The sequence below is a fragment of the Rhodococcus sp. 15-649-2-2 genome (genome assembly GCF_002258645.1).
In the GTDB taxonomy this organism is placed as follows: domain Bacteria; phylum Actinomycetota; class Actinomycetes; order Mycobacteriales; family Mycobacteriaceae; genus Rhodococcoides.
This window is the reverse complement of record NZ_NPFM01000024.1, coordinates 21,759-47,665: the sequence shown is the minus strand read 5'-3', so window position 1 is coordinate 47,665 and position 25,907 is coordinate 21,759. Positions and strand designations below refer to the sequence as shown.

The 25,907-nt window shown below is 65.0% G+C and carries 27 protein-coding genes; 15 read left to right on the top strand and 12 right to left on the bottom strand.

What is annotated here, in order from left to right; all coding sequences use genetic code 11:
- Positions 1-54 precede the first annotated feature (54 nt).
- The 3 genes from CH305_RS15830 to CH305_RS15820 are packed head-to-tail and all read left to right on the top strand — an operon-like array spanning position 55 to position 3,422.
- Positions 55-1,626, top strand: a complete 1,572-nt coding sequence (locus CH305_RS15830; RefSeq protein ID WP_032403041.1) for an NAD(P)/FAD-dependent oxidoreductase — start codon at positions 55-57, stop codon at positions 1,624-1,626.
- Complete coding sequence (locus tag CH305_RS15825) at positions 1,623-2,456, top strand: SDR family oxidoreductase (protein WP_032403040.1); 834 nt, start codon at positions 1,623-1,625, stop codon at positions 2,454-2,456. Before CH305_RS15830 ends, CH305_RS15825 begins: the two co-directional genes overlap by 4 nt.
- A 12-nt stretch (positions 2,457-2,468) precedes the next feature.
- Positions 2,469-3,422: an alpha/beta hydrolase gene (locus CH305_RS15820; RefSeq protein ID WP_094704200.1), complete on the top strand. Its 954-nt coding sequence runs from the start codon at positions 2,469-2,471 to the stop codon at positions 3,420-3,422.
- On the opposite strand, the gene CH305_RS15815 is transcribed toward CH305_RS15820, so the two are convergent.
- Positions 3,378-4,265, bottom strand: coding sequence for a glycine betaine ABC transporter substrate-binding protein (locus CH305_RS15815; RefSeq protein ID WP_094704199.1), 888 nt, complete (start codon positions 4,263-4,265; stop codon positions 3,378-3,380). The genes CH305_RS15820 and CH305_RS15815 overlap by 45 nt on opposite strands.
- A gap of 206 nt (positions 4,266-4,471) precedes the next feature.
- Here CH305_RS15815 and CH305_RS15810 point away from each other — a divergent pair, with 206 nt between their 5' ends.
- From CH305_RS15810 to CH305_RS15795, 4 genes are read left to right on the top strand one after another with little or no spacing between them, the layout of a single operon-like run.
- Positions 4,472-5,446, top strand: a complete 975-nt coding sequence (locus CH305_RS15810; protein ID WP_094704198.1) for an ABC transporter substrate-binding protein — start codon at positions 4,472-4,474, stop codon at positions 5,444-5,446.
- Positions 5,446-6,597 carry an ABC transporter ATP-binding protein gene (locus CH305_RS15805; protein WP_094704197.1) on the top strand — a complete coding sequence of 384 codons (1,152 nt, stop codon included), beginning with the start codon at positions 5,446-5,448 and terminating at the stop codon, positions 6,595-6,597. The genes CH305_RS15810 and CH305_RS15805 overlap by 1 nt, the downstream gene beginning before the upstream one ends.
- On the top strand, positions 6,594-7,259 hold the full coding sequence (locus CH305_RS15800) for an ABC transporter permease (protein WP_094704196.1): 666 nt from the start codon (positions 6,594-6,596) through the stop codon (positions 7,257-7,259). Before CH305_RS15805 ends, CH305_RS15800 begins: the two co-directional genes overlap by 4 nt.
- A complete protein-coding gene (locus CH305_RS15795; protein WP_032403035.1) occupies positions 7,256-7,948 on the top strand; it encodes an ABC transporter permease in 693 nt (230 codons plus the stop codon). Before CH305_RS15800 ends, CH305_RS15795 begins: the two co-directional genes overlap by 4 nt.
- 106 nt (positions 7,949-8,054) lie before the next feature.
- On the opposite strand, the gene CH305_RS15790 is transcribed toward CH305_RS15795, so the two are convergent.
- From CH305_RS15790 to CH305_RS15770, 4 genes are all read right to left on the bottom strand, one after another.
- Positions 8,055-9,260 carry an NADP-dependent malic enzyme gene (locus tag CH305_RS15790; protein ID WP_179278306.1) on the bottom strand — a complete coding sequence of 402 codons (1,206 nt, stop codon included), beginning with the start codon at positions 9,258-9,260 and terminating at the stop codon, positions 8,055-8,057.
- A 267-nt stretch (positions 9,261-9,527) separates the two neighbouring features.
- Positions 9,528-9,821 (bottom strand): hypothetical protein, encoded by a 294-nt coding sequence (locus CH305_RS15780; protein WP_094704194.1) that lies wholly within the window; start codon positions 9,819-9,821, stop codon positions 9,528-9,530.
- Positions 9,818-10,432: a MarC family protein gene (locus CH305_RS15775; RefSeq protein WP_032375910.1), complete on the bottom strand. Its 615-nt coding sequence runs from the start codon at positions 10,430-10,432 to the stop codon at positions 9,818-9,820. Before CH305_RS15775 ends, CH305_RS15780 begins: the two co-directional genes overlap by 4 nt.
- Positions 10,429-11,265, bottom strand: a complete 837-nt coding sequence (locus CH305_RS15770; protein ID WP_037153364.1) for a PHP domain-containing protein — start codon at positions 11,263-11,265, stop codon at positions 10,429-10,431. The genes CH305_RS15775 and CH305_RS15770 overlap by 4 nt, the downstream gene beginning before the upstream one ends.
- 57 nt (positions 11,266-11,322) lie before the next feature.
- Here CH305_RS15770 and CH305_RS15765 point away from each other — a divergent pair, with 57 nt between their 5' ends.
- Entirely contained in the window at positions 11,323-12,411 is a 1,089-nt protein-coding gene (locus CH305_RS15765) for a magnesium and cobalt transport protein CorA (protein ID WP_032375912.1), read from the top strand.
- Positions 12,412-12,551: 140 nt separating this feature from the next.
- On the top strand, positions 12,552-13,526 hold the full coding sequence (locus CH305_RS15760; RefSeq protein ID WP_094704232.1) for a lipase: 975 nt from the start codon (positions 12,552-12,554) through the stop codon (positions 13,524-13,526).
- Positions 13,527-13,531: 5 nt separating this feature from the next.
- Here the strand turns inward: CH305_RS15760 and CH305_RS15755 are convergent, their stop codons facing one another.
- Complete coding sequence (locus tag CH305_RS15755; RefSeq protein WP_094704231.1) at positions 13,532-14,116, bottom strand: suppressor of fused domain protein; 585 nt, start codon at positions 14,114-14,116, stop codon at positions 13,532-13,534.
- A 104-nt stretch (positions 14,117-14,220) separates the two neighbouring features.
- On the opposite strand from CH305_RS15755, the gene CH305_RS15750 reads away from it, so the two are divergent.
- The 4 genes from CH305_RS15750 to CH305_RS15735 all read left to right on the top strand — a co-directional run bounded on the left by CH305_RS15750 (position 14,221) and on the right by CH305_RS15735 (position 17,848).
- Positions 14,221-14,937 (top strand): metallophosphoesterase, encoded by a 717-nt coding sequence (locus tag CH305_RS15750; RefSeq protein ID WP_032375944.1) that lies wholly within the window; start codon positions 14,221-14,223, stop codon positions 14,935-14,937.
- On the top strand, positions 14,927-15,787 hold the full coding sequence (locus CH305_RS15745; RefSeq protein ID WP_032375913.1) for a hypothetical protein: 861 nt from the start codon (positions 14,927-14,929) through the stop codon (positions 15,785-15,787). Before CH305_RS15750 ends, CH305_RS15745 begins: the two co-directional genes overlap by 11 nt.
- Before the next feature lie 143 nt (positions 15,788-15,930).
- Entirely contained in the window at positions 15,931-17,367 is a 1,437-nt protein-coding gene (locus tag CH305_RS15740; protein WP_094609687.1) for an MFS transporter, read from the top strand.
- Between the two features lie 193 nt (positions 17,368-17,560).
- Positions 17,561-17,848 carry a hypothetical protein gene (locus tag CH305_RS15735; RefSeq protein ID WP_094704193.1) on the top strand — a complete coding sequence of 96 codons (288 nt, stop codon included), beginning with the start codon at positions 17,561-17,563 and terminating at the stop codon, positions 17,846-17,848.
- Between the two features lie 63 nt (positions 17,849-17,911).
- On the opposite strand, the gene CH305_RS15730 is transcribed toward CH305_RS15735, so the two are convergent.
- The 6 genes from CH305_RS15730 to CH305_RS15705 form a co-directional block, all read right to left on the bottom strand.
- Positions 17,912-19,081 (bottom strand): ABC transporter ATP-binding protein, encoded by a 1,170-nt coding sequence (locus CH305_RS15730; RefSeq protein WP_032375915.1) that lies wholly within the window; start codon positions 19,079-19,081, stop codon positions 17,912-17,914.
- Positions 19,082-19,086: 5 nt separating this feature from the next.
- Positions 19,087-19,920: a carbohydrate ABC transporter permease gene (locus CH305_RS15725; protein WP_032375916.1), complete on the bottom strand. Its 834-nt coding sequence runs from the start codon at positions 19,918-19,920 to the stop codon at positions 19,087-19,089.
- The gene (locus CH305_RS15720; RefSeq protein ID WP_032375917.1) at positions 19,920-20,870 is read right to left on the bottom strand and encodes a carbohydrate ABC transporter permease; all 951 of its coding nucleotides are present in this window, start codon (positions 20,868-20,870) and stop codon (positions 19,920-19,922) included. The genes CH305_RS15725 and CH305_RS15720 overlap by 1 nt, the downstream gene beginning before the upstream one ends.
- Positions 20,867-22,189 (bottom strand): ABC transporter substrate-binding protein, encoded by a 1,323-nt coding sequence (locus tag CH305_RS15715; protein WP_032403028.1) that lies wholly within the window; start codon positions 22,187-22,189, stop codon positions 20,867-20,869. Before CH305_RS15715 ends, CH305_RS15720 begins: the two co-directional genes overlap by 4 nt.
- Positions 22,190-22,384: 195 nt before the next feature.
- A complete protein-coding gene (locus CH305_RS15710; protein WP_008714301.1) occupies positions 22,385-22,873 on the bottom strand; it encodes a general stress protein in 489 nt (162 codons plus the stop codon).
- A 65-nt stretch (positions 22,874-22,938) separates the two neighbouring features.
- Positions 22,939-23,886 (bottom strand): CoA ester lyase, encoded by a 948-nt coding sequence (locus CH305_RS15705; protein ID WP_094704192.1) that lies wholly within the window; start codon positions 23,884-23,886, stop codon positions 22,939-22,941.
- A gap of 59 nt (positions 23,887-23,945) precedes the next feature.
- Between CH305_RS15705 and CH305_RS15700 the strand changes: the two genes are divergently transcribed.
- Positions 23,946-25,220 (top strand): magnesium transporter MgtE N-terminal domain-containing protein, encoded by a 1,275-nt coding sequence (locus CH305_RS15700; protein WP_032375920.1) that lies wholly within the window; start codon positions 23,946-23,948, stop codon positions 25,218-25,220.
- A gap of 20 nt (positions 25,221-25,240) precedes the next feature.
- Positions 25,241-25,786, top strand: a complete 546-nt coding sequence (locus CH305_RS15695) for a DUF1003 domain-containing protein (protein WP_094704191.1) — start codon at positions 25,241-25,243, stop codon at positions 25,784-25,786.
- Positions 25,787-25,907: the final 121 nt, after the last annotated feature.

Sequence of the window (25,907 nt, the reverse complement as noted above, 5' to 3'; positions counted from 1 at the left end):
AATATTAGTCAATAACTATTGACTCACACTCAATAAGCTTCTACGCTCCCCTACATGAGTCTTCCCGTAACAGACACTTCGGACCGTGCAACGTCGCCGCGTCACGTCGATACGCTGATCATCGGCAGCGGATTCGCCGGCCTCGGTGCGGCGATCAAGCTGACGAAGGCAGGCAAGAAGGACTTCGTCGTCATCGAACGAGGCCACGACGTCGGCGGCACCTGGCGCGACAACACCTACCCCGGTGCCGCCTGCGACGTGCCATCGCACCTGTACTCGTACTCGTTCGCCCTGAATCCCGACTGGACCCGGTCGTTCTCCACGCAGCCCGAGATCCAGAAGTACATCGCCGGGGTGGCGCGCAAGTACGGCGTCATGGACAAGCATGTGTTCGGCACGGATGTGACCTCGGCTCGCTGGAACGCCGAGACCAACCGCTGGGACGTCGAGACCACCTCCGGCAACTACACCGCGAAGATCGTCGTCTCGGCCGTCGGCGCGCTGTGTGAGCCGAACCTGCCCGACATCAAGGGCATTCACGACTTCGAGGGCGACGTGTTCCACTCCGCCCAGTGGAACCACGACGTCTCCCTTGCCGGCAAGCGCGTCGCCGTCATCGGCACCGGCGCGTCGGCAATCCAGATCGTGCCCGCCATCGCGGGCCAGGTGAAGCACCTCGACGTGTACCAGCGCACCGCGCCGTGGATCCTCCCGCGCGCCGATCGCCCGTACACCAAGCTCGAACGCTTCGCCTTCAAGCACGTTCCCGGCTTCCAACGTCTCTCTCGCGCCGGCATCTACGCGATGCGTGAGACCCAGGTCGTCGGACTGGCCAAGGCTCCGGCCTTCATGAAGCCCCTGCAGTGGGCGTCGGAGAACCACCTGCGCACCCAGATCAAGGACAAGGCGTTGCGCGCCAAGGTGACGCCGAACTTCCGCATCGGCTGCAAGCGCATGCTGATCTCGAATGCGTACTACCCGGCTCTCGCCCAGAGCAACGTCGATCTCGTCACCGACGGCATCGCGGAGGTCCGCAAAGGATCCATCGTGACCAAGGACGGCACCGAGCGGCCGATCGACGCACTCGTCGTAGCCACCGGCTTCCACGTCACCGACTCCCCCGCATACCAGGGCATCACCGGCAAGGACGGTCGCACGTTGGCCGAAACCTTCGACGACGGCGGCCAGCAGGGTTACAAGGGCGCAGCGGTGGCGAACTTCCCCAACATGTTCTTCCTGGTGGGGCCGAACACCGGCCTCGGACACACCTCGATGGTCTTCATGATCGAGTCGCAGATCAACTACCTGGTCGACGCGTTGAACACCATCGACAAGCATGACATCGGCACCATCGAGGTGCGCAAGGACGTGCAGGACGAGTACAACGTGACGCTGCAGGACCAGCTCTCCAAGAGCGTGTGGATGAACGGCGGGTGCGCCAGCTGGTACCTCGACAAGCACGGCAACAACACGACACTGTGGCCCGGCTTCACGTTCGAGTTCCGCAGAATGACCAAGCAGTTCGATCTGGATGCGTACCGTAGCGTCGCCAGCGCAGACCTCTCCTCCGGATCGTCGGCAGACACCGGCACCGGCAACAACACAGACAAGGTGGCCGCTCGATGAGCACATTCACAGGCAAGGTAGCCGTCGTCACCGGCGCGGGCTCGGGAATCGGCCGGGCATTGGCCCTCGAGCTGGCCGGGCGTGGAGCGAAACTGGCACTGTCCGACGTCGACACCGCCGGACTCGACGAGACGGTCCGACGAGTCGAGGCACTCGGCGCCGAGGTCAAGTCGGATTTCCTGGATGTTTCCCAGCGCGAGACCGTCCTCGATTATGCCGAGGCCGTCGTCGCGCACTTCGGCAAGGTCAACCAGATCTACAACAACGCAGGCATCGCGTACCACGGTGACGTCGACAAGTCCTCGTTCAAGGACATCGAGCGCATCGTCGACGTCGACTTCTGGGGAGTCGTCAACGGCACCAAGGCATTTCTGCCGCACATCCAGGCCTCCGGCGACGGCCACATCATCAATATCTCCAGCCTCTTCGGCCTGCTGGCGATCCCGTCGCAGTCCGCGTACAACGCAGCGAAGTTCGCCGTCCGTGGGTTCAGCGAGTCGCTACGCATGGAAATGCTGATCTCCAAGGCACCGGTGAAGGTGACCGTCGTCCACCCCGGCGGCATCAAAACTGCCATCGCGCGCAACGCCACCGTCGCCGAGAACTACGACCAGGCAGACTTCGCGAAGTTCTTCGACACCAAGCTCGCCAAGACCACCCCGCTCGACGCGGCCAAGACCATCCTCAAGGGTGTCGAGAAGGGCAAGGGACGCGTGCTGATCGGCTCCGATGCGATCGCCCTCGATCTCCTGCAGCGCATCACCGGCTCGCGATACCAGGGCCTGATCGTCGCCGTCTCCAGGCGCGCGCTGCCGCGCACCAAGAAGTAGGCGGGTCACGTCGTGAAAGCCTTCTACGTTCCCCTGCCGATCGTTGCGGCCGCACTGAAGCCGTTCTACCGACTCGCGCTGAATCCGCGGTTCTCGTTTCGCACCCAGCGGATGATCCTCGAAGCCGGGGCTCCGCTGCAGACGCTTCCGCACGGAACCGTCGCGCAGAAGTTAACGCTCGCCGGACGCCGCGCCGAGCGTGTCACCGTCGGGGCGACCGAACGCGACACCGCGATTCTGTATCTCCACGGCGGCGCGTACACGATCGGATCGATCAACACGCACCGCTCGTTGGCCGCGCACCTGGCCCGGGAATCGGCCAGTGCCGTCTACGTGCTCGACTACCGGCTGGCACCGGAGAATCCGTACCCGGCCGGTCTGGACGACGCCGTGGCGGCATTCCGCGAGCTGGTTCGTGTCCACGGCCTCACCCCGGATCGCATTGCCATCGCGGGCGATTCGGCCGGCGGCGGTCTGACGGTGGCCACCGCCCGACGTCTGGTGGACGACGGGACGAGCCCGGCTGCCCTCGGGTTGATCTCGCCGTGGGTCGATCCCGGTGCGCGCGACGCCCCGAAGGATCGCGATCTGGTGGTCAACACAGGCTGGTCGTACAGCTCGGCCGATGCGTATCTGGGCGCGGGGGATCCGCTCGATCAGGGCTTCGCACCACTTCTGGGAAACCTGGACGGCCTGCCCCCGATCGTCATGCACGTCGGCACCGACGAGGTCCTGTACGCACAGATCACCGCGTTCGCGGACAAGCTGCGCCTGTCCGGCGCAGAGCTCGAACACGTGGAGTACAAGAAGCTCTGGCACGTGGCTCATCTGCAGGCGTCGATCCTGCGTGAGGCGGCCGAGGCCGTCCAGCACATGGGCGCTTATCTGGGCCGCAAGGTCAGGGCCTCGACGAACGACGCCTCACAGGTTGTGCTCACCGAGCCAGCGGCCAGCGACATCGCCTGACGCAACACCACTACGGACCTCGCCGATCATGTCGGCGAGGTCCGCTGTCGTCAGCTCCCCCGCCACCACCGAGAACGATCTCAGAGCACTCTCGCTCAGCACCCCGTTGCGGTAGAGCGGAACGACGTTCTGCGCCGGATAGACGTGCTCGTCGTCGGGCAGCGTTGTCAGATCCTTCGCCAGTGGGCCGAACGACGCGGTGCGAATTGCGAGAGCATCCACAGCACCCGAATTCAGGTCGTCGACGGCGAACTCTGCGTCCGGGTACACCATGAACTCCGAGAATCCGGCCCCGGTGAAGCTCGGGCTGCCCACACCCTCTGTCCTCACGTCCATCGGATGCACTTCCCCCTCGACCGTCCCCACTGTCACATCTTCCCGACGCAGAAATTCGGCGACCGTCTCCCCGTCGTCCGACGCCGAGTCGGGAGCAACTGCAATCGCCAATCGATCCTCGGCCGTCGCGTAATCCCCCACCGACAATCCGGCGGGCAGTGAGCGGTTCAGCTCGGTGAACACGTCCTCGGCCTCGGTTGCGCCTGCGAGCGTGTCGAAGGTGTGCAACAGGTCGCCGGTCAGGTCGGGAACCATGGACACCTCGCCGCGATCGAGGGCCGCGAGGTAGTCGGCCCGATCACCGAGGCCGTCCTTCACTTCGACGTCCACCCCCGTCGAGCGCAAACCACCGGCGTAGATCTGCGCGAGCAGGCGAGAGATGTCCGAGCTGCCGGATCCGACGACGATGGGCTCACCAGCAGGGTCGGCCGACTCGGCGGTACTGCAGCCGCCGAGGAGTCCGGCGATCGATACCACCACCGCCGTGGCCAGAACCGACGAACGCACTGTATTTTCTCCTGTTCACTGCCCGTGTGGTTTACCGATCCCGACCGCGGGGCACTAGTGCGAACGAGACGGTAGTCGAACCAACCTTATGGGCACGCTGATTTCGACTACCATCCCGAGCAGCCCGAGTCCTGGTTCTTCCGATGCCCCCAGGGGCCCATCGGCGGAGATGGGTAGGACTGTGCCCGAACCGATGGAAGGACACCATGACCACCTCCCGAATCACGCGTGCGTTCTCCGCTCCGAAGGCGGTGGCAGCTGTTGCCGCACTCGCTCTCTCGGTCACCGCCCTGACCGCCTGCGGCGGCAATTCGGATCCACTGTCCAGCGGTGGAGGCGAGACCAACAGCGACACGAACTCCATCATCATCGGCTCCGCCAACTTCCCCGAGTCGGAGACCGTGGCGAACATCTACGCCGAGGCACTGCGCGCCAACGGTTTCGAGGTGAGCACCAAGCTCAACATCGGCAGTCGCGAGGCCTACATCCCCGCAGTGCGTGACGGGTCGATCGACATGATTCCCGACTACACCGGCAACCTGCTGCAGTACTTGGACGAGTCCGCGGCCGCTACGTCCTCCGAAGACGTGCTGGCGGCCCTGCCCGCCGCACTGGGCGACGACCTCACCGTGACGGCCCAGGCCCCCGGCGAGGACAAGGACGCCGTCGTCGTCACTCGTCAGACCGCCACCGAGCGCAACCTCACCACCATCGGCGACCTCGCGCCCTTCTCCTCGGACGTGACCTTCGCCGGTACTCCCGAATTCCAGGAGCGCGTCGGCGGTCTGCCGGGTCTGCGCGACAAGTACGGCCTGGACATCTCGGCCGGCAACTACATCCCGATCTCGGACGGCGGCGGGCCTGCCACCGTCGAGGCTCTGGTCTCCGGACAGGTCGTTGCCGCGGATATCTTCACGACCTCGCCTGCGATCGCGCAGAACGATCTGGTGGTGCTCGAGGACCCGGAGAACAACTTCGCCGCCCAGAACATCATCCCGGTGCTGCGTACGGCCAAGCAGTCCGACAAGCTCACCCAGGTTCTCGACGCAGTGTCGGCGCAGATCACCACCGACGAGCTGATCGCGCTGAACACCTCGGTGTCCGGTGACGAGAAGGTCGAGCCGGCGGCAGCAGCAGCGGCGTGGGTCAAGGACAAGGGCCTGGACCAGCCGGTCAGCTGATGATCACCTTCGAGCACGTCAACAAGACGTATCAGGACGGCACCACGGCGGTCGACTCCTTGGACCTGGTGATCGAGCCACACTCGTTCACCGTGTTCGTGGGGCCGTCCGGCTGCGGCAAAACCACCTCGATGCGGATGATCAACCGCATGATCACCCCCACCTCGGGCATGATTACGGTGGACGGTCGCAACATCGCCGACACCGATGCCGTGAAATTGCGCCGGGGCATCGGCTACGTCATCCAGAGTGCCGGGTTGCTTCCGCATCGCACCGTCGTCGACAACGTCGCCACGGTGCCCGTGCTCAACGGCGAATCTCGTCGCGCAGCACGGAACGCTGCACTCGACGTCCTCGAGCGTGTCGGCCTGGACCCGGCGTTCGCCTCGCGCTACCCCGCGCAACTGTCCGGTGGGCAGCAACAGCGGGTAGGGGTGGCCCGTGCACTGGCCGCCGACCCGCCGATCCTGTTGATGGACGAGCCCTTCAGCGCGGTGGACCCGGTGGTTCGCGAGGAACTGCAGACCGAGATGCTGCGCCTACAGGCCGATCTGAAGAAGACGATCGTCTTCGTCACCCACGACATCGACGAAGCCGTCCGGCTCGGTGATCACATCGCGGTCTTCGGACCACAGGGCCGACTGCAGCAGTACGACAAGCCCGAGACCGTACTCGCTGCGCCTGCCACCCCGTTCGTGGCCGGTTTCGTCGGTCGCGACCGTGGTTACCGAGGCCTGTCGTTCCGGTCGGCGCAGTCGGTGACGATGCACCCGATCCACACGGCCGTGCAGGACGAGGTGAGCAGTCTTCGACTCGACCAGGGGCAGTGGGTACTGGTGGTCGACTCGCAGCGGCGTCCGCTCGGGTGGATCGATGCAACCGGTGTCGAGAAGGTGCGCGACGGCCGAAGCATCGACGAGAGCACGGCGGCGGGCGGGTCGTTGTTCCTCGAGGGCGGAGATTTGCGCCAGGCACTCGACTCGGCAATCTCGTCGCCGTCGGGCATCGGGGTTGCGGTCGATTCGTCCGGGGCGGCAGTCGGCAGTGTCGACGGTGCGGAGATACTCGAAAACCTTGCTGCACAACGCAAGTCCGAGGACTCCGAGCGCAACCGGCACCACTTCCTCACGGCCGGGGACACAGACCAGTGACCTGGCTGTTCGACAATTTCGATGTCGTTCTCGGCTACACGAAGACACACCTGTACCTCTCGCTCGTCCCGCTGTTCGTCGGACTGCTGATCGCCATCCCGCTGGGCACCGTCATTCGCAACACCCGCTGGGTTCGTCGTATCACGTTGACGGTGGCCAGTATTGCGTTCACCCTTCCGTCGCTGGCCCTGTTCGTCACCATCCCGGCCGTGGTCGGTCTGCCCGTTCTCGATCCGCTGAACGTCGTGATCGCTCTGGCCGTCTACTCGACGGCGCTGCTGGTGCGCGCGGTTCCCGAGGCACTCGACTCGGTGCCGTTCGCCGTCGTCGATTCCGCCGAGGCGATGGGCTACTCGACACTGCGCCGAGCAGTGACCGTCGAACTGCCACTGGCACTTCCGGTACTCATCGCCAACATCAGGGTCGTCGCGGTCACGAACATCTCACTGGTCTCGGTGGGCTCGGTGATCGGTATCGGCGGCCTCGGTCAGCTGTTCACGCAGGGCTACCAGCGTGACTACCCCGACCAGATCTTCGCGGGCATCATGTCGATCGTGTTCCTGGCGTTGGTGTTCGACGCGGCCCTGTTCCTACTGGGTCGTCGGCTCACCCCGTGGACGCGCCTCGGCACGGGCTCGTCGAAGAAGAAGGCACGCGCATGAATCTGTTCTCGGAGGCGTTCTCGTACATCCTCGACGGCGGAAACTGGTCGGGGCCAACGGGAATCGGCGCACGGCTGATCGAACACATGTGGTACAGCTTGCTGGCGGTGTTGCTCTCAGCAGTGATCGCCGTACCCATCGGCCTGTTGATCGGTCATCTACGACGCGGCGAAGCGGTGATCGTCGGCCTCGTCAACGCACTGCGTTCGCTGCCCACCCTCGGCATCCTGGTGTTCCTGGTTCTGGTGATCGGGTTGGGACTGGTGCCGCCGATCATCGCGCTGGTGCTGCTCGGTATCCCCCCGCTGCTGGCCGGGACGTACTCCGGTATCGCCAACGTCGACGCGAACGTGGTGGACGCCGCCCGGGCGATGGGCATGACGGAAACCCAAGTCCTGCTCCGGGTCGAGATTCCGAATGCGCTCCCCCTGATCCTCGGCGGACTCCGCAACACCACTCTCCAGATCATCGCCACTGCGACGATCGCGGCCTACGTCAACCTCGGTGGGCTCGGCCGCTACATCTTCGACGGCCTGGCGCTGTACGACTACCAGCGGGTTCTGGTCGGCGCGATCCTGGTGGCCGTGCTGACCCTCGTCGTCGACGGACTGCTCGCTCTCGCAGTGTGGACATCCGTTCCGGGAACCGGACGGCTGCGCCGGATGCCGACCGGACTGGCGAAGGTCTGAATCGACTCGAACCGAAAGCCGCTCGACGAAGGCGTCTTCGAACAAAAGACACCGGCGAACCACTGGCCCTGGTAGGGCTGGGTTCGCCGGTGTTTCTTCCGTTTTCCTACGCGACGCCCTCGGCTCGCGCTGCTGCCGCAACTGCGTCCGCAACGGCCGGGGCGACACGAGGATCGAGTGGGCTGGGCACGATCTTGTCCGCAGCCAACTCGTCGCCGAGAACCGAGAGGATTGCCTCGGCAGCGGCGAGCTTCATGCCTTCGGTGATACGGCGAGCGCCCGCGTCGAGCGCACCCTTGAACACACCGGGGAAGGCGAGAACATTGTTGATCTGGTTCGGGAAGTCGCTGCGTCCGGTCGCGACGATGGCGGCGTACTTTCTCGCCACCTCCGGGTGGATCTCCGGGTCCGGATTGGACAAGGCGAACACGATGGACTCCGGGGCCATCGAGGCGATGCAGCCCTCGTCGACCTTGCCTGCGGACAGACCGAGGAACACATCTGCTCCGGCCAATGCCTCGGCCACTCCGCCGGACAGTGCACGCGGGTTGGTGCGCGCAGCGAGATCGGTCTTGACGCTGGTGAGGTCGTGGCGATCGGAGGAGACGATCCCCTTGGAGTCGAGCACCACCACGTCCGGGATGCCGGCCAGCAGGAGCATGTTGGCGCAGGCGACGCCCGCTGCACCGGCTCCGGAGACGACGACCTTCAGTTCGGACGTGCTGCGGCCCTGAACCTTCGCGGCCCCGTTGAGCGCAGCGAGGACGACGATGGCGGTGCCGTGCTGGTCGTCGTGCATCACCGGGCACTCGAGCGCCTCGATCACCCGGCGTTCGATCTCGAAGCAGCGCGGGGCCGAGATGTCCTCGAGGTTCACGGCACCGAAACTGTGCCGCAACCGCACGATCGTCTCGACGATCTCGTCGACGTCGTTGGTGTCGAGGACGATCGGGATGGAGTCGAGACCGGCGAACTTCTTGAACAGTGCGGCCTTGCCCTCCATCACCGGCAACGACGCCCGGGGGCCGATGTCGCCCAGGCCGAGCACTGCAGAGCCGTCGGAGATGACGGCGACGAGGCGATCGGTCCAGGTGTAGCGCTTGGCGAGCGCTGGGTCGGCCGCGATGGCGCGGCTGACCTGGGCTACCCCGGGGGTATAGGCGATCGACAGATCGCGCTGGGTCTCGAGCGGCGCCGCCAACTCGACCGACAGCTTTCCGCCGAGATGCCCGGCGAAGATCTCCTCGTCGGTGATCGCGGCCGGCACTGCCGGTGCCGAGTTCGGTGCTGTGGTGTCTTCGACTGCCGTCACGGTGAAAGCTCCTCGCACTGTCGACCTCGACCAGCAAGGCGACGCATGTCAACGAAGTGAGTGGTTCTGGGAATGGAGAGCGCTCGGAGTGCGCCAGTGCTGGCTGCAAACTGCCGAAAGCGTGTCTCGCAGGTGCGGCGGGTGTGCCGACACGATCAGCGATGGGCTGTAGCCCTATCGGTGGGCTCAGTGTGCCACACCGCTCGGCCACCTGACCACAGAGTCAGGAGCGAACCCCGTCTGCTGTCCTCATTGCCACCCCTGTCGTCATTGCCACCACTGTGTCCACAGCACCAGGCCGGTGACGACGAAGACGACGAGTGCACCGAGGAACGCGGAGAACCCGCGCCGATGATCCGCGATGCGCTGGGCGACGACGGCCACCACGGCGGCAGCGATGTGTGCAGCGACGGACAGACCCCCTGGCCCGGGGAATCCGCGGGAGTGTCCGAGATATTGAGTGACGGCGACACCGATCGCGAGCACCACCAGACCCGCGGTGACGACACCGCTGAACCCCCGCAGGAAGCGGAGCCCCGATCCCGCCCTGGCCCCGGTCATCCGCCGGCCACGAATCCGCGAACCGAATCCGCGATCAACTGCACCGCAATGGCGGCGAGCAACAAACCTGCGATACGCGCCAGCAGCGAGATGCCACCTTCACCGAGAAGACGGATCAGTACGGTCGAGAATCGTAAGATCAAGAAGAACAGCACGTGAATAGTGATGATGCCCAACGCAATTGCCAGTAACGAGCCCGCGTCACCGTCGGCCTGGCTGACGTAGACGATCACCGCGGCGATGGCACCGGGACCTGCCATCAGCGGAGTCCCGAGCGGCACGAGGGCGACGTTGACGTCCTCCGCCGCGGAGTCGCCGCCCGCACCCTTGCCGGTGAGCAACGACAGGGCGATGAGCAGGAGCAGCAAACCGCCCGCGCCTTGCAGTGCCGGGATGCCGATGTGCAGGTAGCTCAGAATCGCCTGACCGCCGATGGCGAACACCGAGATGACGGTCAGCGAGACGGCGGGTGCCTGCCATGCGGCCTTGTTGCGAGCTTCCTTGCTCTTGCGGCCCACCAGGGACAGGAACACCGGGATAGCGCCCGGCGGGTCCATGATGACGAACAGGGTGATGAGCACGGTCAGGTAGAGCGTCACATCGAAGGTCATGAGCGAGCCGCCGCAACTATTCGGTCGTATTGGTCCGGGGCAGTGGTGTATTCGCCGAGTTGCACCGTCTTGTTGGTCCCGTGGTAATCCGAGGACCCCGTGACGATCAGGTCCAGTTCGGCGGCGAGATCGGCCATCACCACAGTGTCCTCGGGCGAATGATCCATGTGATGGACCTCTACTCCGCCGAGCCCCAACGGCGTCAGTTCTCGAATGTGGTCCAGGTCGAGGATGCGTCCGCGCGCGCGGGCCCGAGCATGCGCCAGCACACTCACCCCGCCTGCTGCTGCGATCATCTGTACCGCAGCCTCGAGTGGAGTGTCCACCTTCTCCACGTAGTACTTGCCGCTGGTCGCCAACGGACCGGCGAACGCGGCGTTCATGTCCGGAACGTATCCGGCGTCGATCAGCGCGCGGCCGAGATGGGGACGTCCGGCTGCGGCACCGGCCGAGGCCAACACCGCGTCGGGATCGATCGGCAGACCGTCGGCCGCCATGTTCTCGGCGATGGCTCGCAACCTCGTCACCCGTTCGCCGCGCAGACGCGCTCGCTCGGCCGCGAACGCCTCGTTCTCGGGGTCGAAGAGGTACGCGAGCAGGTGCACGGGAACCGGTTCGCCGTCCTCACCGCGTCCGGTGCACGAGAGTTCCATACCGCGCACGAGCGTCAGACCGGGAGGAACGGCCGCGGCCGCTTCGTCCCAGCCCGACGTGGTGTCGTGGTCTGTCAGCGCCACCACCGACAGTCCCGCCGCCGACGCCGCCTGGACCAGCTCGGCCGGGCTGTCGGTACCGTCGGACGCCGTCGAGTGGGTATGAAGATCGATGAGCACCTCGACAGTGTTCCAGGCTCTCCGTCTCGTCGTTTTGCTGGCGTACGATTGCCCGCCATGCCGTCCCTTCCACCTCGACCGTCGCTACCGTCGCTGCATCGACGAGGACCCAAGGCCGCACACGATCCGGGCCCGAGAATTCCGGTGCCCACGGCCCGCGCGATCGTCGACTGCGCGGTGTACGTCGACGGCTCCCGATTGCCCGGCAGATTCACCCACACCTCGGCCATTGCGGAGGTCCGTGCGCGCGGCGAGGGGTTCGTGTGGGTCGGCCTCCATGCGCCCGACGACCATCAGATGAACGCGATCGCGCAGTGCTACGGACTGCACGAATTGATGGTCGAGGACACCGTGCACGCACACCAGCGACCGAAACTCGAACGCTACGACGACGTTGCATTCCTGGTGCTGCGCACGGTGAAGTACGTCGAGCACGAGTCGGTCACCACCGCCAACGAGATCGTCGAGAGCGGCGAGATCATGGTGATGGTCGGCAGCGACTTCGTCATCACCGTCCGGCACGGTGAGCATTCGGGGTTGGCCGGCGTCCGGCAGCGCCTCGAAGCGAACCCGGAACAGCTCGCACTCGGGCCGTCCGCGGTGCTGCACGCTGTGGCCGACCACGTCGTCGACGAGTATCTGGCGGTGACCGAGTCGATCGAGCGAGACGTCGACGGTATGGAAGAGGAGGTGTTCTCCCCGCACCACCACGTGCCCATCGAGAACATCTACCTGCTCAAGCGGGAGGTCGTCGAGCTGCGCCGATCGGTGACGCCGCTGTCGACGCCGTTGGCTCGTCTGGTGCAGGAACCGAGCGTGCCGAAGGCCGTGCGACGGTATCTACGAGACGTCCAGGACCACCACACCACCGTCGCCGAGCGGATCTCCGAGTACGACGAGGTACTCAGTTCGCTGGTCGACGCCGCACTGGCCCGGGTGACGATGCAGCAGAACCTGGACATGCGCAAGATTTCGGCGTGGGTGGCGATCGCGGCAGTGCCGACGATGGTCGCGGGCATCTACGGGATGAACTTCGACAACATGCCCGAGCTGCACTGGACCTACGGCTACCACCTGATCGCCGGGATCGTCGCCTGCGTCTGCATCGGATTGTGGCGCACGTTCCACAAGAACGACTGGCTCTAGCAGCCACGCTCGACGTTGGACGTCGTCCAACGTCGAGCGCCGGTTGTTGGTGATTGCCCCGAACGCCGCCGGGTGACGAACCGACCTGTCCTCGCCGGATGAGACTGCAGAAGCCCTGCATTGTCATTCGGAAGGGATCGATGAGAATCCGCACGCTGGTATCGGCCGTCGCCGTCGCCGTCGCCGTGATCTGTTCGTCCGCACCGGGGGCCGCGTCGGCTCAGCCGGTCAACGCCGATCCCGCCGGTCCGCCGCTGACCGTCGCGCAGGCCGATCTCGACAAGGCACTCACGTGCACCACGGATGTGCACGAGGCCACCCGCGATCCGGTTCTGCTCACCCCCGCTTTCGCCACCGATCAGCAATCGTTCGGTTGGAACTATCTGCAGTCACTGCCCGCCGCAGGGATACCGGTGTGCAGCCTCTCGCTGCCGGACGAAGGGTACGGAGACCTACAGGTCGCCGCCCAGTACGTGGTGCACGCGGTTCGGACGATGGCAGCCGACAGCGGTCGCCAGGTCGTCCTGATGGGTCACCAGCACGGCCCGCTCGACGAGCTGTGGGCGTTGACGTTCTGGCCGGACCTGCCTGCCCTGGTGTCGGATTTCATCTCCCTCGCCACCCCGTACAACGGCACCGACTCGGCCCGCTCGGGGTGCGACGACTCGCAGGAGTGCCCGCCGGCGAACTGGCAGATCGCCACCGGATCGAAGTTCCTCACCGCGCTGGCGGCCCGTCCGCTGCCGGTCGGACCCAGCTACACCTCGATCTTCACGCGCTTCGACGAGCTCATCTATCCGCAACCGCACGCCAGCACTCTCGCTGGAGCCGCGAACATCGCCGTCCAGGACATCTGTCCGCTGCGGCCCGTCGAACACTTCAACATCATCGGCGACAACGTCGCCTTCAATCTCGTCCTCGACGCGCTCGAACACGACGGACCTGCTGTGCGCGAGCGCATCTCGGACAATCTGTGTTTCACCACCGCGATGCCGAACCTGCGCTACGACGCGCGTGCGGCGATCACCGGACTGAAGTATCTGGCTCAGGTACCTCGGCACCTGTTCGACGATTCCGTCACCGCCGAACCGGAATCGGCGTCCTACGCGCGGTGACTTCGTCAGAGGCTGGCGGCAGACCGGTTGGGATCGCGGACGTCGATTCCCGCCTCGGCCCAGGCCTCACGCAGCGCATCGGCTCCGCGCAACCGCACCCAGGCTGCCTCGGTGCCGGTGATAGGGACGGCGGCCAGAAAGCGAACCGGATCGTAGGGCTCGGGCAATGTCAGGTCTGCGATGTCGCTCGCCCCGAGCAGCACAGCGGTGAACGGCGCGTTGGTCCACAGCGGCTCACTCAGATCGAGCAGCGCGTCCTCGACGAGTACGACGCCCTCCACCGCGGGTGACGCAGCAAGGACGGCCAGGCTCTTGTGCACGCCCGAGGCCACGCCTGCACCCCCTCGGAGAGTCAGCACCAGTTCGGCTCGGGGGCCACGCGAGGGATCTGCGACGAGTTCGTTGGGATCGGCCATGGGGTGCCGGGAACAGCCGAGACTGACGTACCGGACCACGTCGGAGTCCGCGCCGAATCTCAGGACGTCCAGCGGCTCGAGGCCGAGGAACGTCACCGACGCCGACGACGGATTCTCGTCGCCGATCTCGGTCAGCAGATGTGCGCGTACCGCTGCAATGACACTGTCACTCACGTGACCCATCCAACACTGTCGCTCACCTGACCCATCCAACACCACCGATGCCCGAGAAGTCCGTTCGGAGGTGCCACGCAGCGGAGGTGGGTACCGTCGTACCCGTGGTCTCCGTTCTCGCAGTGTCCGACGAAACGATCGAATCCCTGTGGAGTCCGCAGGTGAAGTCGCTCGGAGTCGACTTGATTCTCGGCGCAGGCGACCTTCCGTTCGACTACCTCGAATACCTCACCGATGCCCTGAACGCGCCGTGCGTATTCGTTCCCGGCAACCACGACGCGGACCTCACCGGCTACTCGGCCGGACGTGCGGGATGGATGCGCGCCGGGCTCCCCACCACCTGGCCCGGACCCGTCGGAGCCGTCAACGTCGATCGCCGAATCGTCTCCGCGGCGGGCCTGCGGATCGCCGGTCTCGGCGGGTCCATCCGCTACAACGGTGGGCCCAACCAGTGGACCCAGCGGCAGCAACGTCGACGCTCACGCACCCTGACTCGGACGTTCGCGTGGCATCGCAACGTCCGCAAAGACCTTCGGCCCCTGGACATTCTGCTGACCCACAGTCCGCCGCTCGGCGTCGGAGACGACACCGACCCCGCACACATCGGTTTCGACTGCCTCGACGAGGTGACGCGAAGACTCGCCCCACAGTTGTTGTTGCACGGCCATATTCATCCGCACGGCGCAACGCCGGAGGATCTGACCCTGCACGGCGCAGCGGTGATCAACACCGTCGGGTACACCCTGCTCGAGATCGAACCGGGCGGACAGAGAACCGAATTCGAGGCACCGAGGATCGTGAGGCGCAGGCATGGCACGTGACACCGGATTTCCGGCCGCCGATGCGGAGAACGACTTCACCCGCCAGCGCCGACGCGCCGACGTCGCCCGTCTGGTCGGATGGCTCCGGCGTCAACCCGACGACGTCAACACCATCCTGCCGTTCGACGAGGTGGTCGCCGCGCTCGGCAAGGTAGGCGAGCGTCACCTCGGACTGCAGGTCATTCGCGTCGAGACCATCGTCGGAAGCGTCGACCGCACTCGCGATTTCGACCGCTTCTTCCGCCCGACGTCGGCGCGCATTCGTGAACGCTGGCAGCGACTTGCAGCCGCTCAACGCCGCGGCGAGGCGATGCCCCCGATCCAGGTGTACCGCATCGGCGGCATGCACTTCGTCGTAGACGGCCATCATCGAGTGTCCATCGCGTTCGCCATGCACCGAACGTCGATCGACGCCGTCGTCACCGAGATCATCACGCGCATCTCCCCCGAGGGCATCACCCGACGCGGCGACCTGCTGATCAAGGATCACCGGCGCATCTTCCTCAGTCGTGTCCCGTTGGTGGGCAAGGCCCGCGAGGCCGTCCAGGTGACCGATCCGTTCGACTACGCCCAACTCAGCGAGTCGGTGGAGGCGTGGGGCTTCCGGTTGATGCAGGAGGTCGGTGAATTCGTCGACCGCGGTACCGTCGCGCGGCGTTGGTTCGGTGAGGAGTACCTGCCGGTGGTGCGCATGGTGCGCGCGGCCGAGATCCTCGAGGATCGCACCGACGCGGAGGCGTACCTCTGGATGAGCCGCGAGCGTTACCGCCTGGTGCGCGAACACGTCTGGAACGACGAGATCGTCAGCGAACTCCGGCAGAAAGCGCTGGGCAAACCCACCCGGCCGTAGTACTGCCCGCGTCGATGCTCGGCCGTCGTGGCAGCCCCGGCTCACTTCCCTGGTGCACCGATCTCTGATAGTTACTTAGATGCGTTCATCATTTTAATTTTTTGTTCCACCGCATAGTCGATAGGTAACGAGGTAGTTCTTTCATGTCCACCCGCCGCATACTGCTGCCCGGACTCTGTTTCATCGTCATGACCCTCGCCGTTCTGCAGACGATGGTGGTCCCCATCGTGCTGACCATCGGCACCCAACTCGGGGTCAGCACCACCGCCGCCGGATGGGTACTGACGGCCAATCTCCTCGCGGCGGTGATCGCCACCCCGGTCATCGGTAGGCTCGCCGACCTGCACGGTAAGCGTCCGGTGCTGATCGGTGTGCTCACCGTCGTCCTCGCCGGATCTCTGCTCGCGGCCCTGACTCACTCGTTGCTGTGGCTGATCGTCGGCCGGGTCCTGCAGGGCGTGTCCTACGCACTGTTCCCCATCGCGCTTGCCGTCCTTCGTGACGAGATGCCTCCTCGTAAGCTCGTGGGCTCGATGGCCGTCCTGTCCGGCACACTCGGCGTCGGCGGCGGGTTCGGACTGGTGTTGACCGGGCTGCTGACGGCCAACGGTGCCGACTACCACCGCGTGTTCTGGCTCACTGTTGCGTTCGTGGTGCTCGCCCTCGCGATCGCCTGGTTCGGTGTACCGGCACGTCCGAGAACCAGTGGCGGCACCGTCGACTGGTGGGGAGCTGCACTGCTCGCGGTGACTCTGCTTCTGCTGTTCCTCGCCCTGACCCAGGGCCGCACCTGGGGGTGGGGTTCGGTTGCCACCATCGGCTGCGCGGTTGTCGGTGTAGTCGCGGGGGCCATCTGGTGGAAGTTCGAGAAGCGCACCGACGAACCACTCGTCGCACCGCGCATGCTCACCCACGGCCCGTTGCTCGCCACCAACGTCGCCACCCTGTTCGTCGGAATCGGGATGTTCGTCAATTTCCTCGCCTGCTCGTACTTCGTGCAGACGCCACGAGCCGTGGCCGGGTACGGCTTCACCGCGAATGTTCTCCAGGCGAGCGTCGTCTATCTGCTGCCCGGCGCGGCCGTCGGAGTGGTCGCAGCCGTCGTCAGTGGCCGCCTCATCCGCTCGTTCGGGCCGCGCCGAGTACTGATCGCAGGAGCCGTGATCGGGTTGTTCGGATTCGTCTTCGTCGCGCTCGCCCACGATCACACCTGGCAGCTGATCACCGCAGGCATCGTCATCAACATGTTCGTCAGTCTTGCGTTCGCTGCCCTGCCGAACCTGCTCATGGCCGAGGTCAGCGCAGCGGACACCGGGGTGGCGAACAGCGTCAATTCGATCGTCCGGACAGTCGGTACCTCGATTGCCAGCGCCACGCTGTCCACCGTCCTGGCCATGTTCACCATCGACGGAACAGCCGTTGCCCGCGAGAGCGTATACACCGCAGCCTTTGTCGCAGGCGCGGTGGCCTGCCTTGTCGTCGTACTCGCTGCCCTGGCCATCAGGAGCACCCCCGCCGCTGGGGAATCGGTGCGAGTGGCCGAGTCCGAGCCGACCACCACGTCGAACATGCCGGTATGACGCACTGCCGACCGCCTCACAGCGGCCTGACAGGTGACACCCTCCTCCGACCAGGACATGGACCGTCCAACCGCTGGTCGAGGCCCCTGGCAGGAAACTCGTAATCTACTGGGAGTCAACGAATCTGCCTTTCCGGCGACCTCATGCGTACCTAGTGTCGTGGAGGTACGAACACCGACGAGAGGCACACCGAATGAACACCAAGAAGATTCTCACCCGCGCAGCAGTCACCGGAGCATTGGTGGCCATCCCCCTAGTGGCAGTCACCGGCACCGCGTCGGGCGATCCTCTGTGGTCCGACCGCGACGATCGTGACCACAGCGCGCCGCAGTATCAGCAGAACCAGCAGCCCGATCAGTTCCGCCTGCCCGAACTGTTCCCACAGGCACCGGCACCGCAGCTACAGAACCCGGCACCGAACGTGGTGCCGTTCGACTTCTTCCAGGGGTACCAGTTACCGACCACCGGTTCGGCGTTCTGAGTGCTGCGCAGTGGTGTGGTCGAGTGCCGTCTGGGGCACTCGACCACACCACTGCCGTAGGCACTACAGCGTCAGATTGGCACCCGAGGCCTGGTCGAACACCGAGATCTTCGCCGGGTCGAACCACAGTTCCACCTGACCGCCCTCGGCGGCCTTGGACTCGGCCGCCAGACGTGCAACGACCTGTGCGCCACCGAGATCGGCGATACCCGCATCGGCCGCCAGCTCCTGCAGCTCGCTCGACTCGACGCGGGCACCCTTGAGCGTGAAGTAGACGTACTTGTCGCTGCCCATCGACTCGAGCACGTCGACGGTGGCAGTGAAGGTGGCACCGCTCATCTTCTGGTAGCCGTCGATCAGCGCCGCGTCCTCGAAATGCTCGGGGCGGATGCCGACGACCACCTCGCGGCCCGGGTTCTTGGCCTTGATCGCATCCATCCGCTCGAGCGGGATGTCGATCTCACCGAGCGCGGTGGACACGCCGTTCGAGGTGAGCTGTCCGGGAACGAAATTCATCGAGGGCGATCCGATGAAGCCGCCCACGAACAGGTTTCGCGGCTTGTCGTAGAGCTCCTGCGGCGACCCGATCTGCTGCACCAGTCCGCCGCGCAGCACCACGACGCGATCGCCGAGGGTCATGGCCTCGGTCTGATCGTGCGTGACGTAGACGGTGGTGGTGCCCAGGCGCTTCTGCAGCCGCGAGATCTCGGCGCGCGTCTGCACACGCAGCTTCGCGTCGAGGTTGGACAGCGGCTCGTCCATCAGGAAGGCCTTGGGTGTGCGAACGATGGCGCGGCCCATGGCAACTCGCTGGCGTTGACCACCGGAGAGGTTCGCCGGCTTGCGGTCGAGGTGCTGGCTCAGGTCGAGGATCTTGGCTGCCTCCTCGACCTTGGTGTTGATCTCGGACTTCGAGAGCTTCGCCAGAGTGAGCGGGAAGGCGATGTTCTGACGCACCGTCATGTGCGGGTACAGCGCGTAGGACTGGAACACCATTGCGATGTCGCGATCCTTCGGAGCACGCTCGTTGACCCGCTCCCCCGCGATGCGCAGTTCGCCCGAGGAGATGTCTTCGAGTCCGGCGATCATGTTGAGGGTGGTGGACTTTCCGCAACCGGACGGCCCGACGAGGATGATGAATTCGCCGTCGGCGATGGTGATGTCGACGTCGCTCACCGCAGCTGCGCCGTCGGGGTAGAGCTTGGTGACTTTGTCGAGAACTATTTCGGCCATGACGGTTATCCCTTCACTGCGCCGGACGTCAAGCCCGCCACGATACGTCGTTGGAAGAAGAGCACAAAAATGATGATCGGGATCGTGATGACGACTGCTGCCGCCGCGATCGACCCCGTGGGCTCCTCGAACTGAGAGCTACCGGTGAACTGCGAGATGGCCGCCGGGACGGTGACCGAACGTTCCGTTGCCGTCAACGAGATGGCGAGCAGCAGGTCGTTCCAGGCGAAGATGAATACCAGAATGGCGGCGGTGACGATGCCGGGGGCAGCCAGCGGGGCGATGACCTTGCGGAACGCCTGTGCGGGCGTCGCGCCGTCCATCTTCGCTGCCTTTTCGAGCTCCCACGGAATCTCGCGGAAGAACGCCGAGAGGGTGTAGATCGCCAACGGCAATGCGAAGGTGATGTACGGAATGATCAGTCCCGGCCAGGTGTCGAACAGTCCGAGCGAGCGGGAGATGTCGAACAGCGGTGTCACCAGCGAGATCTGGGGGAACATCGCGATGAGCAGCGCTGCACCGACGAGTGCCTTCTTTCCCGGGAAGTCCAGGCGAGCAACGGCATACGCGGCCATCGTGCCGATCACCACGGCGATCACCGTGGTGATCAGTCCGATGCCGATCGAGTTCACCAATGCCGAGGTGAACTGATTGGTCGAGAAGATGCCCTTGTAGTTGTCGAAGGTGATCGAACGCGGAATGAAGTTGCCGTCGGCGATGGTGGCCGTCGACTTGAACGACAGGCTGATGATCCACAGCAGTGGAACGAGTGCATAGAGCAGGACGAGGACGTTGACTACCGTCCAACCGACCTTCTTGCGAGGCGTAACAGTGGTCATTACTTGCGGCCTCCGTCGTCGGATCCCGGTGCCGAGGCACCGAACAGCTTGATGAACACGAACGCGATGATCGCGACGCAGAAGAAGATCAGGATGCTGATCGCCGACCCGAGTCCGAGGTTGAATGCCCCGAACAGGTTGTTGTAACCGAGAATCGAGACCGATCCGGTTTCGTTGCTACCTCGGGTGAGCACGTAGATGTTGTCGAAGATGCGGAACGCGTCGAGGGTGCGGAAGAGCACCGCGACGAGAATCGCCGGCTTCATCAACGGAATCGTGATGCGCATCAACCTGGTCCACGCGCCTGCTCCGTCGACCTCGGCGGCCTTCAGCAGATCGTCGGGCACCAACGCCAGCCCTGCCAAGAGCAGCAGCGCCATGAACGGAGTGGTCTTCCACACCTCCGCCAACACGACGATCGCAAGCGACGGGAACTGCTCGGTGAGCGGAGCACTACCGTCGGGCAGCAGATTGGCGAGATATCCCGTGCCCGGGGTCCATGCGTAGTACCAGCTGTACGCCGCGGCGACGGTCACGATGCCGTACGGGATGAGCACCACGGTGCGCACCAGTCCGCGACCGAAGATGGTGCGGTGCATGACCAGAGCCACCGCGAGGCCGAGGACGAACTCGATGATCACCGAGATGATCGTGATGCCGGCCGTGACGCCGAACGCCGTCCACCAGTACCCGTCGGAGAGCACCGTGACGTAGTTGGAGATGCCGACGAATTCACGATCCTCGGGGAACGCAAGGTTGTACTTCTGCAGGCTGAGCCAGAACGCGTAGATGATCGGATAGCCGGTGACGGCGATCATCAGAATCGCTGCGGGTGCGATGAGCAACAGCCCCAGCCGCCGTTCGGCCTTCTTGCCGTCGGAGACGTTCTTCAGGGCTGCCTGCTTGTCCAGAGGCTGCGACTGGGGCTCTGAATCGGTAGGAGCACTCATGGAATCAACCCTTCGGAATTGACGGCCTTGGTGACCAGATCTGCGAGCTTGTCCACGTCGGCTACCGGATCGATGTTCTGCGGTGGGTTGAGCGCATCGGTCAACAGAATCGAGATGCTCTGGTAGGCAGGCGAAACGGGTCGCACAGCCGCCGATTCGATGGAACCGAGCACGCCTTCCCATGCGGGATAGGAGGCCTGGAACTCCGGATCGGAGTAGAGCGACTTCAGCACCGGCGGCACACCACCGTTGATGGCGTTGTTGCGCTGGTTCTCCTCGTTGGTGAGGCACTCGACGGCCTCCCACGCGAGATCCTCGTGCTGGGTCGTCTTGGCGACGCCGATGTTGAATCCACCGATGGTGACCTTCGCGGGCTCGCCGGGGTTCACCTCCGGGTAGGGCGCGCTACGGAAGACCTCGGCGATCCGCGCGTCCTGCTGGTCGGCAGGCACGTTCGCCAGATCGAGGAACGAGACGGCACCGGCGATCGCGTTCTCCTTCAGGCCGGGCAACACGAACGGGTAGTTGACCTGGAAGGCCATCCGTCCCGATTCCATCCCGAGCCGGGCCGTCGCCTCGTCGCTCTGCGAGACCGACGGGTCGTGGCCGTCGGCCGTGGCGACCCGCTTGATGATCTCGAGGGCCTTCTCGGTGGCCGCGCGATGCTCGGGAGTGTCGTTCAGCGTCACCGTCGTTCCGTCCTCGGCGACGACCGAACCACCCGCACTCTCGAGCAGCGAGTTGAACCACACCATGAAGCCCTCGTACTGCTTGGCCTGTACGCCGATCTGCCCTGGCTTGCCCGCGGCCGCATTGGCCTCGGCCACGTCGATCAGCTGATCCCACGTCTGCGGCGGTACCCCGTCCGGCACCTCGTCGGGCCGATACCAGAGCAACTGGGTGTTGGAGTTGAGCGGAACCGCATACAGCTGGTCCTGCCATTCCGCAGTGGCGAGCGGTCCTTCGAGCGTGGAGCCGTCGCGCAGCTTCGCGGACAGGTCTTCCGGGACGGGCAATGCCCATCCGGCTTCGGCGAATTCGGCCGTCCACACCACGTCGAGCGTCATCAGGTCCAGCGTCTTGTCGTTTCCGGCGAGGCGTCGGGCGAGCTGGAGACGCTGATCGTTCGCGCTCTTGGGCAGCGTCCGCTGCTCCACGCGGTATCGACCGTTCGAGGCATCCGAACACACCTGTGCCGCAGCGGCGTACTGCTCTGCGCCGTCTGCGGCGGTGTAGAAACTCAGAACCGGAACCGAACTGTCGGACGAACCACACGCTGCGAGCAACGGACTCGTGACCAGAGCCGCTGCTGCCAACACCCCTATTCTCGTCGCTTTGCCACGCCTACGACCACGATGTCTCGGCACTTTCCGCCTCCGTACGTTCAATTACTCGCGCAGCACACTGTGTGGGACTGCCGTGCACGAAAGAAACGTAACCGAACTCACTGGCATAGAGGGCGATTTGGGGCTATTCCGTTACCTGTCGGTTGCCTGGTCGTCCACCAGGTGTGATCAGATCGACAGTTTGGCGAGCAGGTCGCGTGCTTTCTCCGCCGTTCGAGGCTCGCAGAGGACGTCGTATCGACCCGCCACCAACTGCATGCTCGACGCGAAATCTCGCTGCCCCTTGGTGGCCGCGTACGGAATGGACGCCGAGATCAAGCCGAAGATGATGCCGCCGCCGACACCGATGAGCAGGGCTCCGAAGATGTTCTCGCTGAAGATGCCGAGCACCAGGCCGAGGAACACTCCCAGCCACGCACCCGAAACGATGCCTCCACCAATGACTTTGGGCCACGTGAGGCGGCCGAGGACGCGTTCGACCTGCATCAGGTCGACGCCGACGATCGTGACGTCCTGCACCGAGAACTCTTCGTCGGAGAGATAGTCGACGGCGCGCTGCGCCTCGGCATAGGTGGGGTACGAACCGATGGGCCAACCGGAGGGCGGCGTCGGCAGTCCCTGCCCTGGGCGACCGGACTGAGAGAGGGGATTGGTCATGGCTCCATTGTGCCCCGAAACGGACACCGTCACACCCATTGTTCTGTCCGCGAACACGCCGTGGATCAGGAGGTGGGCGGCTCGAACGTCGTCGTGCGTGTCAGACCGGCCGCGCGCCCCTTCGCCGAGACGACCAGAGCCATCTTGCGGCTCGCCTCGTCGATCATCTCGTCGCCGAGCATCACCGCCCCGCGAGCGCCGCCCGCCGCGGAGGTATGGAACTCGTAGGCATCGAGAATCATCTCGGCCTTGTCGTAGTCGGATTGGAGCGGCGCGAAGATCTCGTTGGCGGCCTCGATCTGCGTCGGATGCAGTACCCACTTACCGTCGAAACCGAGGCCGGCCGTGCGGCCCGCCGCCCGACGAAAGGCGTCGAGATCGCGAATCTGCAGGTACGGGCCGTCGATCGCCTGCAGTCCGTGGGTCCGTGCGGCGAGCAGAATGGTCATCAGAATGTGGTGATAGGCGTCGCCGGTGTCGTATCCCACCGGCTGTTCGCCGACGACGAGGGTGCGCATGTTCACGCTGGCCATCAGATCCGCGGGCCCGAACACCAACGTCTGCACCCGGGGGCTCGCGGTCGCGATCTCGTCGATGTTGCGCAGGCTGCGTGCACTCTCGATCTGCGGCTCGATCCCGATCGCACCGACGTCGAGACCGTGTTCCTTCTCGAGCTGAGTGAGAAGAAGATCCAACGCCTGGACGTGCGCGGCGCACTCGACCTTCGGCAACAGGATGGCGTCGAGGTTGCGGCCTGCACCCGAGACGACGTCGCCGTACGTCCACTGCGTCGTCCAGTCGTTGACGCGCACGACCTTGATCTGATCGCCCCAGCCATCGGAGTTGAGCGCATCTACGATGCGCGCCCGAGCCTCGACCTTCGCGATGGGGGCGACGGCATCTTCGAGATCGAGGAAGATCGCGTCTGCAGGCAGACCCTTGGCCTTGGCGATCATCTTGTCCGAACTACCCGGAACGGCCAGTACCGATCGCCGTAGGCCCGACGCATTCACCGCAGCACAACCCCTGTCTGATTCATGTTCTGTATTGCCCAGCCTCTAACCTTGCCATCATGGCAGCACTGAGTAAGGTATTCGCGGCCAGGCTCGCAGGCCTGGGTGTCCTGGGCCCCGACGGCGAATCGATCGGCCGGGTTCGCGACGTGGTCATCTCGATGCGCGTCGGCAGAGCGCAACCGAGAGTCCTCGGCCTGGTGGTCGAATTGGCAACTCGCCGAAGAATTTTCGTGCCGATGCTCCGCGTGACCAGTATCGAGCCCAACTCCGTTCAACTCACGACCGGAAACGTCAGTCTGCGCCGATTCACCCAGCGCGCCAACGAGATTCTGGTGTTCGCGCAGATCCTCGACTCCAAGGTGCGCGTCGACGACCCCGAGCTCGACGAGCTGCACGACGCCGATTCGATCGTCGTCGACCTCGGTATCGAGCTCACCCGAACGAGAGACTGGGTGGTCGCCCGAGTGGCTGTGCGTAAGCAGCGTCAGCGCCTCGCCCGCCGCGGCGCGATCCACGTCGTGGACTGGCAGCACGTGCAGGGGCTCACGCAGAACGAGCTGTCGATGCCCGATCAGGGTGTGGCGCAGCTGCTCATGCAGTTCGAGGATCTTCGCGCGGCCGACGTGGCGAACGCGATGCGCGAGCTGCCCGTCAAGCGCCGCATGGAGGTGGCGCGAGCTCTCGACGACGAGCGGCTCGCGGACGTCGTTCAGGAGCTGCCCGACGACGATCAGGTGGAGTTGATGCACTACCTCGGCGTGGACCGTGGTGCCGACGTGCTCGAGGCCATGGACCCGGACGACGCCGCCGACCTCCTGGGCGAGCTGCCCGAGACCGAGGCGGAATCGCTTCTGCGCCTGATGGATCCGGAGGATTCCGCGCCCGTCCGTCGCCTGCTCGAGCACTCCCCCGACACCGCCGGTGGTCTGATGACCCCCGAACCCGTCGTTCTCACCGCCTCGACCACGGTGGCCGAGGCTCTCGCTCGGGTGCGCAACCCCGACCTGACGCCTGCGCTGGCCTCCCTGGTGTTCGTCGTGCGTCCCCCGACCGCGACACCGACCGGCCCGTATCTCGGCTGCGTCCATTTGCAGCAGCTACTACGAGAACCCCCGGCGAGCCTGGTCGGCGGAGTGGTGGACAGCGCTCTTCCGCGATTGTCCCCCGACGACAGCCTCACCGCCGTCACGCGATACTTCGCGACGTACAACCTCGTCTGCGGCCCGGTGGTCGACGACGAGGACCACCTGGTCGGGGCCGTGACCGTGGACGACGTCCTCGATCACCTGCTGCCCGAGGACTGGCGAGATCAGGAAGTGGCCGGACAGTGAAAGAAACAGCACGCCAGAGAATGGACACTCCGCGTGGATCGCGGATGTTCAACGTCAACCTCGACTTCGATCTCGGCAAGTCGGGCGAGAAAGCCGCCAGATTCCTCGGCACCGGGCGCTATCTCGCTATTCAGACCGGCATCGTCATCGTCTGGATCTTCCTCAACGTCGTTGCGGTCAATCTGCAGTGGGACCCCTATCCCTTCATCCTGCTCAATCTCGCCTTCTCGACTCAGGCCGCCTACGCCGCGCCGCTGATTCTGCTGGCCCAGAACCGGCAGGACGACCGCGACCGCGTCTCCCTCGAGGAGGATCGCTCGCGCGCCCAACAGACCAAAGCCGACACCGAATTCCTGGCCCGCGAACTCGCTGCGCTGCGTATCGCCGTCGGTGAGGTCGCCACCCGCGACTACCTGCGCCGCGAACTCGACGAGATCAAGGCACTGCTCGAGCACGCAACCGGTCAACCGGTCACCTCGCCGAAAAAAGCACGCAAGAAGGCCGCCGCGCGGGTGCAGGACGACGCCGGTGCGCCGGACGCGCCCGATAACGATCCGGTGCCCTGACCACACGGCTTCGCCGCTGATAACAGCCCGATAACAGAACAGTCTCGAATCAGGTACCCTCGATCCCGGTCATCAGCTCGGGCCCCGGACGTCGTCCGGGGAAATCAGGAGGTACAGCACG